The organism is Shewanella avicenniae (assembly GCF_017354945.1).
GTDB classification, from domain to species: Bacteria; Pseudomonadota; Gammaproteobacteria; order Enterobacterales; family Shewanellaceae; genus Shewanella; species Shewanella avicenniae.
In genome coordinates, this window is record NZ_CP071503.1 from 2,337,790 (window position 1) to 2,353,937 (window position 16,148).

The 16,148-nt window shown below is 48.3% G+C and carries 19 protein-coding genes; 5 read left to right on the forward strand and 14 right to left on the reverse strand.

The annotated features are described in order from the left end of the window. Positions 1 to 10: 10 nt before the first annotated feature. From holB to apbC, 7 genes are read right to left on the reverse strand one after another with little or no spacing between them, the layout of a single operon-like run. Positions 11 to 916 carry a DNA polymerase III subunit delta' gene (gene holB / locus JYB87_RS10305; RefSeq protein WP_207353419.1) on the reverse strand — a complete coding sequence of 302 codons (906 nt, stop codon included), beginning with the start codon at positions 914 to 916 and terminating at the stop codon, positions 11 to 13. After that, the gene (gene tmk / locus JYB87_RS10310) at positions 916 to 1,554 is read right to left on the reverse strand and encodes a dTMP kinase (protein WP_207353420.1); all 639 of its coding nucleotides are present in this window, start codon (positions 1,552 to 1,554) and stop codon (positions 916 to 918) included. The genes holB and tmk overlap by 1 nt, the downstream gene beginning before the upstream one ends. Beyond that, entirely contained in the window at positions 1,554 to 2,561 is a 1,008-nt protein-coding gene (gene mltG / locus JYB87_RS10315; protein WP_207353421.1) for an endolytic transglycosylase MltG, read from the reverse strand. Before mltG ends, tmk begins: the two co-directional genes overlap by 1 nt. Further along, positions 2,558 to 3,385, reverse strand: a complete 828-nt coding sequence (pabC, locus tag JYB87_RS10320; RefSeq protein ID WP_207353422.1) for an aminodeoxychorismate lyase — start codon at positions 3,383 to 3,385, stop codon at positions 2,558 to 2,560. Before pabC ends, mltG begins: the two co-directional genes overlap by 4 nt. Before the next feature lie 3 nt (positions 3,386 to 3,388). Beyond that, positions 3,389 to 3,970, reverse strand: a complete 582-nt coding sequence (dcd, locus tag JYB87_RS10325) for a dCTP deaminase (RefSeq protein WP_207353423.1) — start codon at positions 3,968 to 3,970, stop codon at positions 3,389 to 3,391. 13 nt (positions 3,971 to 3,983) lie between these two features. After that, on the reverse strand, positions 3,984 to 4,622 hold the full coding sequence (gene udk, locus JYB87_RS10330; protein WP_207353424.1) for a uridine kinase: 639 nt from the start codon (positions 4,620 to 4,622) through the stop codon (positions 3,984 to 3,986). 6 nt (positions 4,623 to 4,628) lie between these two features. Further along, positions 4,629 to 5,747: an iron-sulfur cluster carrier protein ApbC gene (apbC, locus tag JYB87_RS10335; protein ID WP_207353425.1), complete on the reverse strand. Its 1,119-nt coding sequence runs from the start codon at positions 5,745 to 5,747 to the stop codon at positions 4,629 to 4,631. Between the two features lie 161 nt (positions 5,748 to 5,908). Between apbC and metG the strand changes: the two genes are divergently transcribed. Beyond that, complete coding sequence (gene metG, locus JYB87_RS10340; RefSeq protein WP_207353426.1) at positions 5,909 to 7,939, forward strand: methionine--tRNA ligase; 2,031 nt, start codon at positions 5,909 to 5,911, stop codon at positions 7,937 to 7,939. A gap of 75 nt (positions 7,940 to 8,014) precedes the next feature. Here metG and JYB87_RS10345 read toward each other — a convergent pair whose 3' ends face one another. The 6 genes from JYB87_RS10345 to JYB87_RS10370 form a co-directional block, all read right to left on the reverse strand. Then, positions 8,015 to 9,877, reverse strand: a complete 1,863-nt coding sequence (locus JYB87_RS10345) for a hypothetical protein (protein WP_207353427.1) — start codon at positions 9,875 to 9,877, stop codon at positions 8,015 to 8,017. 16 nt (positions 9,878 to 9,893) lie between these two features. Next, positions 9,894 to 10,685: a PilW family protein gene (locus JYB87_RS10350; RefSeq protein WP_207353428.1), complete on the reverse strand. Its 792-nt coding sequence runs from the start codon at positions 10,683 to 10,685 to the stop codon at positions 9,894 to 9,896. Next, positions 10,663 to 11,076: a PulJ/GspJ family protein gene (locus tag JYB87_RS10355; protein WP_207353429.1), complete on the reverse strand. Its 414-nt coding sequence runs from the start codon at positions 11,074 to 11,076 to the stop codon at positions 10,663 to 10,665. Before JYB87_RS10355 ends, JYB87_RS10350 begins: the two co-directional genes overlap by 23 nt. Beyond that, positions 11,054 to 11,518, reverse strand: a complete 465-nt coding sequence (locus JYB87_RS10360) for a pilus assembly FimT family protein (RefSeq protein WP_207353430.1) — start codon at positions 11,516 to 11,518, stop codon at positions 11,054 to 11,056. The genes JYB87_RS10355 and JYB87_RS10360 overlap by 23 nt, the downstream gene beginning before the upstream one ends. Further along, on the reverse strand, positions 11,512 to 11,928 hold the full coding sequence (locus JYB87_RS10365) for a type IV pilin protein (RefSeq protein ID WP_324032174.1): 417 nt from the start codon (positions 11,926 to 11,928) through the stop codon (positions 11,512 to 11,514). Before JYB87_RS10365 ends, JYB87_RS10360 begins: the two co-directional genes overlap by 7 nt. A 564-nt stretch (positions 11,929 to 12,492) precedes the next feature. Further along, entirely contained in the window at positions 12,493 to 13,245 is a 753-nt protein-coding gene (locus JYB87_RS10370) for a Nif3-like dinuclear metal center hexameric protein (protein WP_207353431.1), read from the reverse strand. Positions 13,246 to 13,437: 192 nt separating this feature from the next. Here JYB87_RS10370 and JYB87_RS10375 point away from each other — a divergent pair, with 192 nt between their 5' ends. Next, complete coding sequence (locus JYB87_RS10375) at positions 13,438 to 13,758, forward strand: hypothetical protein (RefSeq protein ID WP_207353432.1); 321 nt, start codon at positions 13,438 to 13,440, stop codon at positions 13,756 to 13,758. Between the two features lie 30 nt (positions 13,759 to 13,788). Here the strand turns inward: JYB87_RS10375 and JYB87_RS10380 are convergent, their stop codons facing one another. Beyond that, the gene (locus JYB87_RS10380; RefSeq protein WP_207353433.1) at positions 13,789 to 14,265 is read right to left on the reverse strand and encodes an outer membrane lipoprotein; all 477 of its coding nucleotides are present in this window, start codon (positions 14,263 to 14,265) and stop codon (positions 13,789 to 13,791) included. A gap of 53 nt (positions 14,266 to 14,318) precedes the next feature. Between JYB87_RS10380 and aat the strand changes: the two genes are divergently transcribed. The 3 genes from aat to infA are packed head-to-tail and all read left to right on the forward strand — an operon-like array spanning position 14,319 to position 16,028. Further along, complete coding sequence (gene aat, locus JYB87_RS10385; RefSeq protein WP_207353434.1) at positions 14,319 to 15,029, forward strand: leucyl/phenylalanyl-tRNA--protein transferase; 711 nt, start codon at positions 14,319 to 14,321, stop codon at positions 15,027 to 15,029. Continuing rightward, positions 15,019 to 15,753 carry an arginyltransferase gene (locus JYB87_RS10390; RefSeq protein WP_207353435.1) on the forward strand — a complete coding sequence of 245 codons (735 nt, stop codon included), beginning with the start codon at positions 15,019 to 15,021 and terminating at the stop codon, positions 15,751 to 15,753. Before aat ends, JYB87_RS10390 begins: the two co-directional genes overlap by 11 nt. 56 nt (positions 15,754 to 15,809) lie before the next feature. Further along, positions 15,810 to 16,028 (forward strand): translation initiation factor IF-1, encoded by a 219-nt coding sequence (gene infA / locus JYB87_RS10395; protein WP_207353436.1) that lies wholly within the window; start codon positions 15,810 to 15,812, stop codon positions 16,026 to 16,028. The last annotated feature ends 120 nt before the right edge of the window (positions 16,029 to 16,148 follow it).

Genomic DNA, 16,148 nt, shown 5'->3' on the forward strand with positions numbered 1-16,148 from the left:
GATACGTTCGTTATTTCAGTCTCTTATATTCTATGACATAACTTTGCAAAATTGCCAAATAATTGACAGTTGGCATTTGCATTAGTTGACGGCTGTCTTGCATTACACGCTGTGCTAATTCGGCGATTTTGGCGCAGACAAAAGGTTCTACAGCGGTATTTTTTAACTGCTCCAAGAGCACGTGATAAACCAGTTTCAACACATCGAAAATATTATCTTCTTTAACATCAGATAATTGCTGAACAAGGTGCCCGGTACTAAAGCTTTGTTCTACCCATGTTTTAAATTGCTGTAGCTGGTTAAATCGCTCTGACTGCAGCGCTTCTTTTAACGCTATCGCGCCACCAACAACAGGCAGAGACCATGCCAAGTCTGCAATACTGAGCGTTAATGGTTGTAGCCAAGCAGCAACGTCATTCAGCGAAGGTGGTTGCACATTCACGCGCTGACAACGGCTGGTGATAGTCGGCAACAAGCCACCGGCAATATCAGTCTGCAACAGCAATAAGGTGTTGCGGCCGGGTTCTTCTAAGGTTTTAAGCAGTGCGTTGGCGGCAGCTTGGTTCATTCGCTCGCTCTGTTGAATAACGGCGATGCGATATCCGCCCTGCTGCGCTGTGGCTGCAAGCGACTGACACAGTTCGCGAACCTGCTCTACCTTGATTTGATTACCCTCAGCCTTGAGCCAATACACATCAGGATGGTTACCCGCGGCGAGTAAGCGACAGGCACGGCATTGCCCACAGGCTGGATTGGTGTGGTTATCACACAAACAGTTGGCCACAATTTCATGAGCGAGGAGTAATCCACCATCAGCAACGGCAAGCGGTAACAGCAAGGCATGCGCCAGACGTTGCTGCTGCTGTTGTTGCTGCAATTGCTGCAGGGCTGAATTAATCCAAGGTAACGAGCTCATCAGTCCACCAAGCGCTGTTTTAATACCGCAAGGATATCGGCATGCACTTTTTCAAGCGGTTGTGTCGCATCAATCACTTCAATATTGGCATCCGCCGCAGCCAGTGCTAAATAGGTGTCACGCGCGCGTTCGAAAAATTCTATGGCTTGCTGTTCAATCCGATCCAGTGCGCCACGATTAGCCGCTCTGGCTAACCCTAAACTAGGCGGAATATCTAAATACAAGGTTAAGTCGGGCGCAAAATCACCCAAGGTGGCGCGACTCACGGCTTGAACCAGTGGCAGTAAACCTCGGCCACCGCCTTGATAAGCCAACGATGATAGATTGTGGCGGTCACCCAATACCCAATCCCCCTTGGCCAACGCTGGCTTAATGACATTCGCCACTAATTGCGCCCGTGCCGCATACATCAATAAACATTCTGCTTCGTCACAGAGTGGGTCTTCGTTGCTTACCTGCTTGACCAAATCACGGATCTTTTCTGCCGTTGGGGTGCCACCGGGCTCGCGGGTGCAAACTGGTTCAGCACCGTTCAACTGATGCAAAAAATCCCTAACTAAGGCGATAGCGCTAGACTTGCCAGCGCCCTCAAGACCTTCAATTACAATAAATTTTCCGGCAGTAGTCGGATTAGCCATTATCTATTTCTCTGGTATTTATCAACGGCTCGATTATGTTCAGCCAAGGTTGATGAAAAAATATGGGAACCATCATTACGAGACACAAAATAGAGATAGTTCACATCGGCTGGATGTGCTGCTGCGAGCAAAGATTCTCGTCCCGGTGCCGCAATCGGCGTTGGCGGTAAGCCCTTAATCACATAGGTATTAAATGGTGTTGCTTCTCGTAGATCTTTACGGCGAATATTGCCGTCAAAGCGGTCACCCATGCCATAAATTACCGTTGGATCGGTTTGTAAGCGCATACCTTTACGCAGCCGATTAATAAATACTGCGGCGATCAGTGGCCGCTCAGACTCTTGCCCGGTTTCCTTTTCGATAATCGAGGCTAACGTCAGTAGCTCATAGGGAGATTCCAAGGGCAGATTGCTATCGCGGTTCTGCCAAATCTCCGCTAACTGCTGCTGCATTTTGCCATAACTCTGGCTCAAAATTGTTTCGATGCTGCTGGATGCGCGATATTGGTAAGTATCCGGGAAGAACTTGCCCTCGGGGAGTTCACTACTGTCACCATTGGCAGCTAACACCTTGTTAAATACGTCGTTATCCACACTGAGATGTGGCACCTTTTGCAGATATTGGCGCCACTCTTGAATGGTTTTGCCTTCGATTAAGGTCAACACAAAGCGCTTTTCATCACCACTGGCGATCCGTTGCAGCAATGTGGTCACTGTGTCGCTCGGCGTGATTTCATACAGCCCACTGCGGATCTGTGTCAGTTCAGGGTGTAATTTACCCAGCAGTTTCCAACGCCAGTTGTAAGCGATTAATTTATCTTCCGCTAATATTTTACCTAGCTTGCGAAATGACACTCCGCGTTGCAAGGCGAGTTCTTGCGCTTCGGCAACGACCAGCGGTTGCTGTGCCAGTTGCACTGTTTGTTGGTAAGCCCAAAATCCTGCGACAGCCACTAACGCAGCAAGGCTAAACACTGCCGCTAACAGGCGCACTATCCATTTATTCATTGCGGCACCAACGTTTGCTGCAACGATGCAGTGGCATTCCAGCGTTCAAAATGAACGCCGTCTGCGCAGACTACATCCACCACGCCGATTAAACTATTACACAGCAACAGGTGTTTGGCGCGTTTGAGTTCAGTCAATGACACAGGCCGCAGTTCAACATCGATACCGAGCTCTATAAGTTGCAGGATTAGCTGTTGCCGCATGACCCCAGATACGCCGCTTTGAGCATGACTTGGACTGACGGCGATGAGCTTTTCGGCCATCGAAAATAACAACACGAGGTTAGCCATTGAGGCTTCGATAATCTGCTGTTGTTGATCCAACACCAGCCAATCATCCGTCCCATTCGGTAACGACTGCGACTTGATCAATACCTGCTCTAATCGATTGCAGTGTTTGATACCTGCAAGCAGTGGTTGTGCGGCCAACGTAACGGAAGATAACGCAAGGCTGACACCATGAGCGCGCCAAGCCGCATATTGAGCAGGAAGCTGACTGACACTCAGGACTTCATTCGGTGTTGGCGCAGCAGGTGCAGCATAACCGCGACCACCCACACCACGAGAAACCAATAATTTGAGGCAGTGCAGCGGATGGGCTTGCGCGATTGAATCGATTAACGCCAGTAAATCCGCCGAGGCACGCCAACAAAAACCGAGCCGAGCTGTCGATTCTTGCAAGCGTTGTAGATAGCTTTCAAGGAAACGTACTTGGCCTTGTGAATCAACGGCCATAGTGACAAACACGCCATCACCATAGGCAAAAGCTCGATCGCTTGGGTCGAGCTTCGCATCCATTTTGCCGTTAATCCATGTTTGCGCCACGCGTTAGTCCTGACTGATCCGGCTCGCTACCGCATCTTGCTGATCTTTGTATTTAGCATTTTTACGGGTGTTATAAGGCTTAGCCACTGGACCAGACAAACGCTCAAAGTTCAGCGCACCAATGGTCATCAATGGCCGCAAGGCTAACGGCAATTTACCGCTGTTGTAGAACTCCAACACAATACGTCCTTGCCAACCCGGATCGATACGATGGGCAGTGACGTGCACCATCAAGCCTAAGCGTGCCAATGATGAACGCCCATCTAACCAACCGACGATATCCGCGGGCAGATGCACGCTTTCAAAGGTCACTGCAAGCGCGAGTTCGCCTGGGTGCAAAAAGAACGCATCACCGTCAGCGATGTCAATTTGATCGCTCATCACCCGATCTAACGCCGCCTGCACTTCCGCCTTAGGACCACTTAAATCGATGTAAGGCGCGGTGTGATCTTTAAACACACGAAACGTATGCCCCAAACGCACGTCCACGCTCACACCACTGATGGCATCGCTTTCAGGACGAGGATCAATCGTGATGGTGCCATCATCTAAACAGGCGATAATTTCGTTATCGGTCAAACGCATACGGCACTTCTCCTTACTTGACCAAAAGGTGTTGAATACGTGCTTTTAGAATATCGGTCGCAATACGGTTTTTACCACCGCGAGGCACGATAATATCGGCATATTGCTTAGAGGGTTCAATAAATTGCAGGTACATTGGACGGACGGTTTTTTGATATTGGGTCAACACCGATTCCATAGTACGCCCCCGCTCTTCCACATCGCGGGTTAAGCGGCGCAGCAGACACATATCAAGCGGTGTATCCATAAATACGCTGGCGTCCAACAACTCGCGCAGACGAGGGTCGGTAAGCAACAAAATCCCTTCAAGAATGATGACCTTTTTCGGCATCATCAGCATAAAATCACCCGTGCGGGTATGCTGGGTATAGCTATAGCAAGGGATTTCGACCGGTTTGCCCTCTTTCAGCATGGTCAAATGAGTGCCAAGCAGCTCATGATCTAACGCTTTAGGATGATCGTAATTGGTCAATACTCGCTGCTCCATTTCCAAATGGCTTTGGTCACGGTAGTAGCTGTCTTCACTGATCACCCCGATTTGGTCAGTACCCAAATCGCGGCATAGCTCTTCATAAATAGTGCGTGCAATCAGGCTTTTTCCTGAAGCAGAAGCTCCAGCGATGCCAATCACTACACAAGCAGGCGTACTCATTAAAACTTACTCGTCGTCCGAAATAGCAATAGAAACTTTGGTTTGGGTTTGTTGCTGTGCCAAACCTGCGGCCACTTTTCTGGCCAAATCACGATAGATTGCCGCAATCTCACCATCAGGCTCTGCCACAACGCTTGGCGTACCTTTGTCCATGTTTTCACGGATCTGAATATTCAGCGGCAAAGCACCCAGCATAGGTACACCGTAACGTTCAGCAATACGCTGACCACCGTGGCTACCAAATGGATGATCTTTATGACCACATTCAGGACACAGATAAAAACTCATGTTTTCCACGACGCCAAGCACGGGAATGTTCACTTTTTGGAACATGGTCACGCCCTTCTGCGCATCGGCTAAGGCCACATCTTGCGGCGTTGTCACAATCACAGCACCACTCACGGGCACTTTTTGCGACAGCGTCAGTTGAATGTCACCGGTGCCTGGTGGCAAATCCACCACCAGATAATCAAGGTCTTGCCACAATGACTCATTCACCAGCTGCACCAGTGTGCCTGCCGCCATTGGGCCACGCCACACGGCTGCTTGGTCATCAGTCAAAATGAACCCGATACTTTGTGCGCTGATACCGTGCGCGTTGGCGCAAGTCATGTGTTTGCCATCTGGCGACACTGGGCGAAAATCTTCAACACCGAGCATCATCGGAATTGATGGACCGTAAATATCAGCATCAAGAATCCCTACGTTCGCGCCTTCAGCAGCCAATGCTAAAGCAAGGTTCACTGAAGTGGTGGATTTACCCACGCCGCCTTTACCAGAAGCGACCGCAATCACTTGCTTTACATTGGGAATGGGTGGAATGCTGGCAAGCGCTGAGTACGTGCTAATTTGCAGGTCGATTTCAGCTTCTACTTCAGCGATTTGGTCACACGCAGCAACCAACGCATTGGTAATCGCCATCACGGTATCGCGGTAGAGCGATTGGCATGGATAGGGATACACTAATCCGAGTTGTAAACGATTGCCTTCCAAGGCCAATTTGTTGACCATACCAGCGTCAACTAACCCTTGCTTCAGGTATGGATCCTGATGCGCGTTTAAAACTGCCAATACTTTGCTTAGCAGTGCTTCGTCGAGACGAAAGTCCGGAGTGACAGAAGACAAAACTCAATCCCCAACAAGTAAATTTGGCCAAGTGTACCAGATCTTAATGCCGAATTTGGAATAGATTTAACGCACTTATCCTTACTCATGATGAAAATAAAGCACGGATCGGTTAGTATCTGTGCCACTATTTTTGGGCCTTTAGTTAGAACGAATAAAAGATGTCAGATTCTCAACGTAAAATTCTTGTCACCAGCGCCTTGCCATATGCCAATGGACCGATCCATTTGGGGCACATGCTGGAATATATCCAAACCGACATTTGGCAGCGTTTTCAAAAACTTCGCGGTAACGAATGTCACTACATTTGTGCAGATGATGCTCACGGCACCCCGATTATGCTCAAGGCCCAGCAGCTGGGAATAACGCCGGAAGAGATGATTGCCCAAGTTAACACCGAACACCAAGCTGACTTTGCTGGTTTTAACATCGGTTTTGACAACTATCACAGCACTCACAGCGATGAAAACCGCGAGTTGGCGCAAGGCATCTACCTCAAGCTGCGTGAAAATGGTTACATCAAAACCAAAACCATTTCTCAGTTGTTTGATCCAGAAAAACAGATGTTCCTGCCGGACCGTTTCGTTAAAGGCACCTGCCCGAAATGCAAGTCAGAAGATCAATACGGCGACAACTGTGATGCTTGCGGTGCTACCTATAGCCCCACTGAACTGATTAACCCACGTTCAGCGGTCAGTGGTGCAACCCCCGTATTGAAAGAGTCTGAGCACTTCTTCTTCGATCTGCCTGCCTTTGAAGGCATGTTGAAAGAGTGGACTCACTCAGGTTCATTACAGCCAGAAATCGCCAACAAACTGAACGAATGGTTTGAGCAAGGCCTGCAGATGTGGGATATCAGCCGCGATGCGCCGTATTTCGGCTTTGAAATTCCTGATGCGCAGGGCAAATACTTCTACGTCTGGTTAGATGCTCCCATTGGCTACATGGGCTCATTTAAAAACCTGTGCAACAAGCGTAGTGACTTGAACTTTGACGAGTTCTGGAGTGCCGATTCAAACGCTGAGGTATATCACTTCATCGGTAAAGATATCGTCTACTTCCACAGCTTGTTCTGGCCAGCAATGTTGAAAGGTGCGGGTTATCGCCAACCGACCAACGTTTATGCTCACGGCTATGTGACGGTGAATGGCGCCAAGATGTCAAAATCAAAAGGCACCTTCATTAAAGCGCGTACCTATCTGGACCATTTAGATCCTGAATACCTGCGCTACTACTACGCTGCTAAGTTGTCTGGCCGTATCGATGACCTCGACTTGAATCTGGAAGACTTTACCCAACGAGTAAACTCAGACTTGGTCGGTAAATTGGTGAATTTGGCAAGCCGCACAGCGGGCTTTATCACCAAACGCTTTGACGGCAAGTTAGCGGTAATGAGCGATAGCAGCCTGGCTGAGTCGTTCCTTGCTAAACAAACGCAGATTGCTGAGTTTTACGAAGCCCGTGAATACGGCAAAGCAATTCGTGAAATCATGGCGTTGGCCGATATCGCTAACGGTTATGTGGCAGAACAAGCCCCATGGCAATTAGTCAAGGCTGATGAAACCTTAGCCCAAGCACATCAAGTATGCTCTGTGTCGCTCAACCTGTTCCGCATTCTGGTGACCTATCTGAAGCCAGTATTACCGCGCCTATCTAACGACGTTGAAGCTTTTATGAACCTTCAGCTGACTTGGAATGGCCTGAATAATGCGATTGATGGCCATGCAATCAACCCATTCAAGCCAATGATGCAACGTGTCGAGCTTGATAAAGTCAATGCGGTGATTGAAGCATCTAAAGAAAACCTACAAGCAACCGCTGAGCCTGCGAAAGCTGCAAGCCCGCTGACAGAAGATCCTATCAGCGAGACCATTGAATATGATGACTTCGCTAAAGTTGACTTACGTATTGCGCTGATCAAAAAGGCAGAAGCCGTACCCGAAGCAAACAAACTGTTGAAGCTGCAGTTAGATATTGGCGGTGAAATCCGTCAAGTATTCGCTGGCATCAAGTCAGCATACAATCCAGAAGATCTGGAAGGTAAGCTGACAGTAATGGTCGCTAACCTTGCCCCACGTAAGATGCGTTTTGGTCTGTCTGAAGGCATGGTGTTAGCCGCAGGCCCTGGCGGTAAAGATTTGTGGATTCTTGAGCCACACGAAGGTGCACAACCGGGTATGCGCGTGAAGTAATTCTCTCGCTAATCACAAAAAGGCCGCGTCTATTGCGATAGACGCGGCCTTTTATTTTACCGGTTGCAACAAAGATTACAGATAGCGAGACCAGAGCTGACTCACTTTGGTTTTGCCTGTGTTACCAGTGTTACCCTCACCCTGCTCCACATTGCCGGTTATCACTTCGCCTGGGCGATAACTCGTCGGCAAGTTAGACAAATCAATGGTCGTCGAGCCTCTAAAATCGGAACCATCAGTGCCACCACTTTGGTTAGCCACCGAGAGATAACCATGAATGGTCGTATTACCACCACTGTAGAGTAAGTTGCCCGCCATCACGCTGCCGAACACTTCGCTAGATGCACCTAAATGGATATCACCGCCGTAAAAGGTGTCCTCGACATAACCACCCGCCAGCAAGGCGATGTTGGCGATGGGGCTATAGTGAAGCTCACCAGCCGAACACAGATCAGTCGCATGAAAACTGCCAAAATTGGATGTCGCACAGACATCGTTATAACCGGCAAAATTAAGCGACATGATGGTGTGGCTGCCGCTGGTTGAAATGTCTTTGGTGGCAATAATGGTGTCAACGTAGCGCCCAGTACCGACGTTAACAGAACCATTAAACCACAGCACCGCGGGCACAAATTGCGAGCCATCAAGCTGCCATTCATCATCTTTACTGACATATTTGAAACAGCTATTACTATCGGAATACCCTACACAAATCTTTTTATAGCAACTGCCGGATGCATAACTTGGTGTGTCGCACAGGTAATCTTGGTTCTTACCTTTGCCGGCGAGATAGTAGTTGCCGTTGGCAATGCCGCTCATATTACGCACTTGCACTAAAATATTGCCGTTAAGATCAATATCAAATGCCAAGTTTGCCGCTGACTTTAACGCCCACGCATCAATCCGCAAATCCTGCACATTTACCGGTGTAACTGGCGATATCGCAACTTGCAGCCCTTCCACGTGAGTCACATTTACGCTGTTATTCCAATTGGCGCGACTGATGCTGCCACCTACTTGGCCACTGCCAACAGACCCCGCGCTGGATTCGGTAAAGTTACCTTCTGCCATCAAATTGCCAATACTGGCATTGGTGGCACTCACGTTACCTTGGCTTAGTACGCTGCCTGCAGAGGTACTCGAGTCCATAAACACATCACCTAAAGCCGCTAACGTGCCATGCACATCGGCACTACTATTAAGTGTGATGTTGCCATTGGCTTTCGCAGACAGCGAGTTAACGCCGCCAGACATACTGATGTTTCCCATCGCGGTGACATTAGTATATGCACCACTGCCGGTAAGTGTGACATCGCCTTCGGCCGCAACGGTGGCAATATTTTGATGACCGCCTAACGTAAGGTTGCCGGTCGAATACAGCAAGCTAAAACCTGAAATACTGCCATGGCCCGACACATCACCCTCAACATAGAAAGAGGTGTTGCTGTTATTGCCGTTAAGCACGTTGATATCGCCGCCCAAGGTAAGCCCACCTTTGATCAGTACGGCATCATCGAGGTTATAAGTGGTCAGTGTGGTACCTGCAGCAACGCAAAAAATGCTTTGCACACCGGAGGACGTTTGTGCGGCAGTACCAAAAATATTGACCGTCAGTTGCACTCCATCCACGCAACTCGCCGCTGTGGTAGAGATGGCCACAACTTGACCGGTGACACCAGCTGCAGATGGAAAATCGATCACATCTCCAACGTTTAGCGTGGCTAACTGAGTAGGCCCAGATTGGTAAAAAAACTGCCGCATCGCCTCAACGCCTGTCCACGCACGCACTTGGGCTTGGGTCACTGCATGTACTGTGGTACCCGCTTCTTGCGATGACTGGATGTAACGCATTGCGCCTGTGACCATCAGCACCATCACAATCCCAAAGATGGCCAACATGATGATACCGGCAAAGCCTCGCTGTTTATGATTTAGCATCATCCTATCCTTGCTGTTACTGGCTGAAATTCACTAAACAAGAGCGCCATGGAGTATAGCTCGCCGATTGACTCCAATTTACGTCCACCTGTAATCCCGCTTTGGTGGCAGCGTCACTGTTAACGCCCGCTAATGAACCTACCGAGGAGAGCAAAGCGCTATCAATCTCACTGCCAAATGGAGAACATTTACTGATATTTAACGCTGCATTGAACTGAATTTGCCCCGACAACACATTTGGCTTAATCACTCGGGTTATCTGCCAAGTTTGGCCAGCCCATTGGGTTGCAATCGGATGACAACTGGCAGTCGAGGCCAACTGATAGACAGCAAAGTCATTCGGATCAGACACTAAACCGCGGCAGGTGTAATTGGCTGACACATCAGAAAGTGCTGTGTTTTCTTCCCAAAACAGAGCGTTACCAGTGGCAGCAGTCAAACCAATCGCCACAAGATTGCCAGTTGACGAAAGTTGGCTTTGTCCGGTGGTACTCGATAGCCCGGCACCATTTACCAGAATAATGTGGCTATTGGTCGTCGCAGCAGGGATCCCAAAACCCGCTTTTTGCATCAGTAACTGCATGGTGAGCAGCCCAGTCATGTTTTGCTGATTGCGGATGGAGAATGTTTCGCTGCCTGTTTGCGGGTTATAGATATGAAATACCGCGGATTTGTACAGTGCCATCATTGCCAGCACCGAAATTGACGTTACTACCACACCGACCATCATGCTGATCAGTGAAAATCCTCGCTGACGCCGACTGACAAACCTGTGAGTCGGCCGCTTAGTTTTGAATGACCATGTCATAACGTCCGACCCTACTATCTGATACCGTGATGGTAAATTGCGGGATGGCAACCGTTTGCGTGATGCCGCCGATGGTGACCTCCATCTTGGTGTAGCCACAATGTTTGCTGTAACTGGCATTAGCGGTTGACTGCAAATCATGATTTAGCACCATGACTTCGCCGTTACTGTCTTGCCCAGCGACCGAGCAACTCAGTTGCATACCGCCGCTGGCGAGTTCGCCACGTAGCTCATTTAGCACCAAGTTTTGCACGTTATCCGTCACCTGCGATTTCATCGACACCGACAGGGTATACGCAACACCAAGCCCTGATATCGCTACCAGAAAGATACTGATCATCCCTTCCAGCAACGTAAACCCCGTCTGTCTATTCCAAGTAGCCGTTCGCATTGTTGCTCCCTTTACTGATGGAATACTGGGTTGAAGTGGCGCAATTTTGGCTATTGACCACACCACTGCTCGGCAATCCAGCAGAATTAAACGCAATACAAGCCGTTTGCTGCTGTGCGATGGTTATGCTGTCAACCGCAAGCTGTGCTTGCCAAAGTGCGTCGGTGCAATTCAACGCGGTGTAATCACCGTTTTGCACACATAGCTGTTTGTTAGTTAATAGCAGTAAGCTCGCGCTATTCGACGCCCCATTAGCTCCATGTGTTAATGCCACTGAACGCGCCTTTGCATAACCTTGCTGGAGCACTTCTTGGGTGGCTTGGAGTTGCTGTTTACCCAACCAACTGGCGGTTAACGAGCCGCCATACAATGCGAGAATTCCGGCCACAGCCACAGTGACCATCATTTCTACAAGCGACAAACCACGTTGGCCTATCACCATGATGCAAACCCACAATCGCTGGTTACAGTGCGATTATTACGGCTATCAAGGGTTAACACACAGCCAGCCAAGGTACTGCTACCCGTCGCTTTTAAACTGTATGCGGTACTAGTACTGGTTAATGAGTAGCTAAAATATTGTGCTTCCGATGGTGCCCAACCAGTAAAACTGCTGGTTGTGGCCGCTGTACCTGCAGCATTGGTTGGGTACTGCAGTTGGTTTTTGTAGATCGCTTCCATTTCCATCGCCAACCCCACCAGATCTGTGGTAGCGGCGCGCGCTCGGCTCGATTTGATAAATGATTGATAAGATGGCAACGCGATAGCGGCCAAAATCGCCACCACGGCGACAACGACCATGAGTTCAACCAAAGTGAACCCGTGGTGCTTCACAAAAATGTTGTTCGTCACTGATACCGCCTTATTCCGATCTCAGTTTGTTTGGAAAAATACTACCTTAGCAACTACGCTGGAATCTAGCGTTTTACCGATTAACAATTGTAAATAACGATCATTTTGCATTGATTAATAGATCAACCACACATTTTGAATAACATTCAAACTAATTTCATTTTTAGCACATTAAAAACAGCAGGTTATACATGCGCAAAACCAAACCTAAAAATTAAAATCCAACAGATAAAACCGATTAACCGCTAAAACTCCGTCAATAAACTTGTAATATTAGCCATATTACAGATTATCTGACTTAATGCCGTTATTTTGACAATAATCAGTTATTTGACGCTTATCAGAAGGCTTGTTAAATCAGGTCAAACACGAAAGAATTAAGCACGCAAACAGAGACAATCCGCAGCCAACGCCTGCACCGTGTTCAGCCAGCATGAATGAAAGTATGAGGAATTGTGTTAGAGATAAGCACCTTAAACGGCGGGTCACAAAACATTTTGAGAGTGAAATGGAATGAGTAAGGCCAAGCTAGACTCGGCCCGACAAGATATTTGCTTTGAAGTGCTATACCGGATTATCGATGTCGACAAAGTGATGCAGTAAACCAAACTTAGCGGCCAAATGCTCACCAAGCGCAGCAATACCATAGCGCTCAGTAGCATGATGCCCCGCGGCATAATAATGAACGCCCTGCTCAACGGCACTGTGAAAGGTCCGTTCGGACGCTTCACCGCTAATAAACGCATCAACTCCCAATGCATACGCTTCATCGATATAGTCTTGCGCGCCACCAGTACACCACGCAACCGACTTAATTACGGCTCGATCTGCGGCCAAGTGCAAAGGCTCACGGCCGAGTTTCTTAGCAATATATCTTGAAAATTGTGCTCCCGTGAGTGGTTGGGTCAATTCTCCCCGCCAAAGCAGATTCTGCGGAATATGCTCCACCATTTGAATATTTTCGAGTGCCAGTTGCCGGCCTAAACACGCGTTATTCCCCAGTTCAGCATGACCATCCAAAGGTAGATGGTAACCGAGTAGATTGATATCGTGGGTCAGCAGAGCTTTGATGCGGCGTTGCTTCATACCTACGAGGACGGCGGGTTCACTTTTCCAAAAAAAACCGTGATGCACGAGCAGCGCGTCGGCATTTAAGGCAATGGCCTCTTCGATAAGCGCTTGGCAAGCGGTAACACCGGTGACGATAGTCGAGATCTGCTCACGCCCCTCAACTTGCAGGCCATTCGGCGCGTAATCTTTATAGCGGTCAACTTGCAAAAATTCACTAAGATATGCTTCTAGTTCGCGTCGTTTCACCTTAATGCTCCGATCAATAAATATTGGCGCAAGCATAACACAACTGGCGATTTGATTGGCTCGGCGACTCAATCCGCTACCCAGATAACATTTCTGAGGTTAATGCCCGCTGCAAATTGGACATAGCGCGCTTTTGCTTTATAAAATCGCCCGACCTTTGAGAATTTACAATTAGATAACAGGCCTAATTCAATGACCAAACTGACTAAAGAAGATGTCATCAGCCAATTGGAAGCTGCACTTTCAAAGCGTGAGGGCAGCGCTGTCAGCATCGAACAAAGCGGAAGCTGGTATAAAATTGATGGCGGAAAATCAGTGCGCTTTGCTGAATTGGAAACAATGTTGCCAGAGTTGTCAGTTAGCGATGCTAACCCGGTAACTAAAACAGCAACACCACAAAGCAAACCTGTGGCCAAAGGTGCTGCAATCGCTGCGACAGGTAAAACACCTAAGCAATTGTGGCGCGAAAAGCTCGCTAAAAAACCCGGTAGCCAATTACCTCGCGGTTTTTAAGCAGTTAGCGATGTGGACGGCGAAAGGCGCTCACATCGCTTTATCAACTCTTACACCGGTTTTAAAATAAACCACTCTCACTTCATCCCCTGATTGCAATGGCATATTACTGGCGGGTTGCTGAATCACCATCACCTGTTCACCATCGTTTTGACGAATAATCAGCTCTTGTAACGCAATCACCCGAGCATGCGCTTGAGCAGTATGTTGGCTGCCAACGCCCGCGCCGATAATTGCGCCAAGCACTGTTGCAACATCACGCCCATGACCATCACCAAACTGGTGCCCAATAACACCACCGAGCAACGCCCCGCCGAAGGTATGCCAACCGTTATTTCGGTCTTGCTCTAGCTCTGTTCGGCTCACATCTCTCACCGAATTTAACGTACCATAGACCACTTTAACGACCGGCATGGCTTGGTTGCGAGGAAACTCCTCAGCATTGACCTCATTTGCGTAGGGCAAGGCTACTGAAAGCCCAAATAACAGCAATAGTAATTTCCACATAGGTAAAATTCCGTTAAGTTATTAAACCAAGTTGCACTCAACGCTATACAACTGTGAATACACTCTCTTTTCTACAAGATGCGTCAGATCCCTTTCCTGCGCCGGAGTTTGCACTAACAGAACCCAACGGCTTACTGGCAGTGGGTGGAGACTTACATCCTGAAAGGCTATTGAGTGCCTATTATCAAGGGATCTTTCCTTGGTTTAACCACAATGATCCCATTCTCTGGTGGTCACCTGATCCTAGAGCCATTTTCCTCCCTGGTAGCGTTAATGTCAGCCGTAGTTTGCGTAAATATATGAAAAAAATGGGCTGGCGCTACACCATTAACCATGCCTTCGCCGATGTCGTTGCTGGCTGTGCCATGACTCGACAACAGCAGCCCGGCACTTGGATAACGGGAGAAATGCGGCTTGCTTACCAACAATTACATGAACTCGGTAGAGCCCACTCAATTGAAGTATGGCAAGAAGAACGCCTGATTGGCGGTTTATATGGCTTGAATGTTGGACTAATATTTTGTGGTGAATCGATGTTTCATCGCGAAACTAACGCATCGAAAGCGGCCTTTGTTGTGCTCCATCATCATCTGTTGTGTCATGGCTTTAAATTGATCGACGCACAAGTGATGAATCCGCATCTTGCATCGCTGGGGGCACGTTCGCTAGACCGCCGTAGTTTCATTGAATTGGTCCACCGCTTTCGAGATGGCCAAGCCATTGCCGGATGTTGGGCACCACAAGAGGTAGAAATTGCACTCTGAGCATCAAACCGTTGCAGTTGGATTAACCCAAACATTTCCTTGCAGCTATCTCGCTGATCAGCAAGAACAATTATTAGTCATTAAAGAGCAAATGATGCAACCCGCATTATTTGAACAGCTACTTTCAATGGGCTTTCGTCGCAGCGGCAGCATGGTTTATAAGCCGCGTTGTCCTCATTGCCAAGCCTGCCAACCAATTAGAGTGCCGTTAGCCGAGTTCACACCTTCTAAGCGTCAAAAACGGACACTTGCTCAAAATCGCGATATTCGCATCGAAGTCAGCAAACAGTTTCGCGATGCTCACTACCAACTTTACCAACGTTATATCAACGCTCGCCACCATGATGGGCCTATGTTTCCTCCCACGCTTGAGCAATATGTTGGCTTTATCGGCTGTGATTGGATGCAGCCCGGCTTTGTTGAGTTGTATTTAGATGAGCAGTTAGTGGGGGTCGCCGTTACAGATTTATTAGCGGATAGCCTGTCCGCAGTTTACAGCTTTTTCGACCCAGATCTCAGTCATCGCTCACTTGGGAGTTTGATGATTTTGCAACAGTGCAAACTCGGCGCTTCGATGAACAAGTCTTTTCTTTATCTTGGATATCAGATAGATGATAACAAGAAAATGAACTACAAAAGACTTTATCGCCCCTACCAAGTATTGACCTCTACAGGCTGGCTAAATGACTGCCGCTTACCGCAAACTCCTTTACACCGTGGGTAATTTGCGGCATGATACGGCGGTTTTTATTTCCTAGAGGCTAACAGGACAGAAATTTAATGGCGAAAGAAGACAGTATTGAGATGCAAGGGACGATCCTTGAAACCTTGCCAAATACGATGTTTCGAGTTGAACTGGAAAATGGTCACGTTGTGATTGCTCATATTTCCGGCAAAATGCGTAAAAACTACATCCGTATCCTGACTGGTGATAAAGTCACCGTTCAACTTACCCCGTACGATTTGAGCAAAGGCCGCATCGTCTTCCGCGCACGCTAATCTATTCTCCACATGCTTGCATTCTTGCCCCATTGTTGATGGCGGCTTGGTGGATTATTTTTAACGCCTGTTAAGATGCCAATAAAAAATGGCTGCATCGCGCAGCCATTTTTTTGTGAG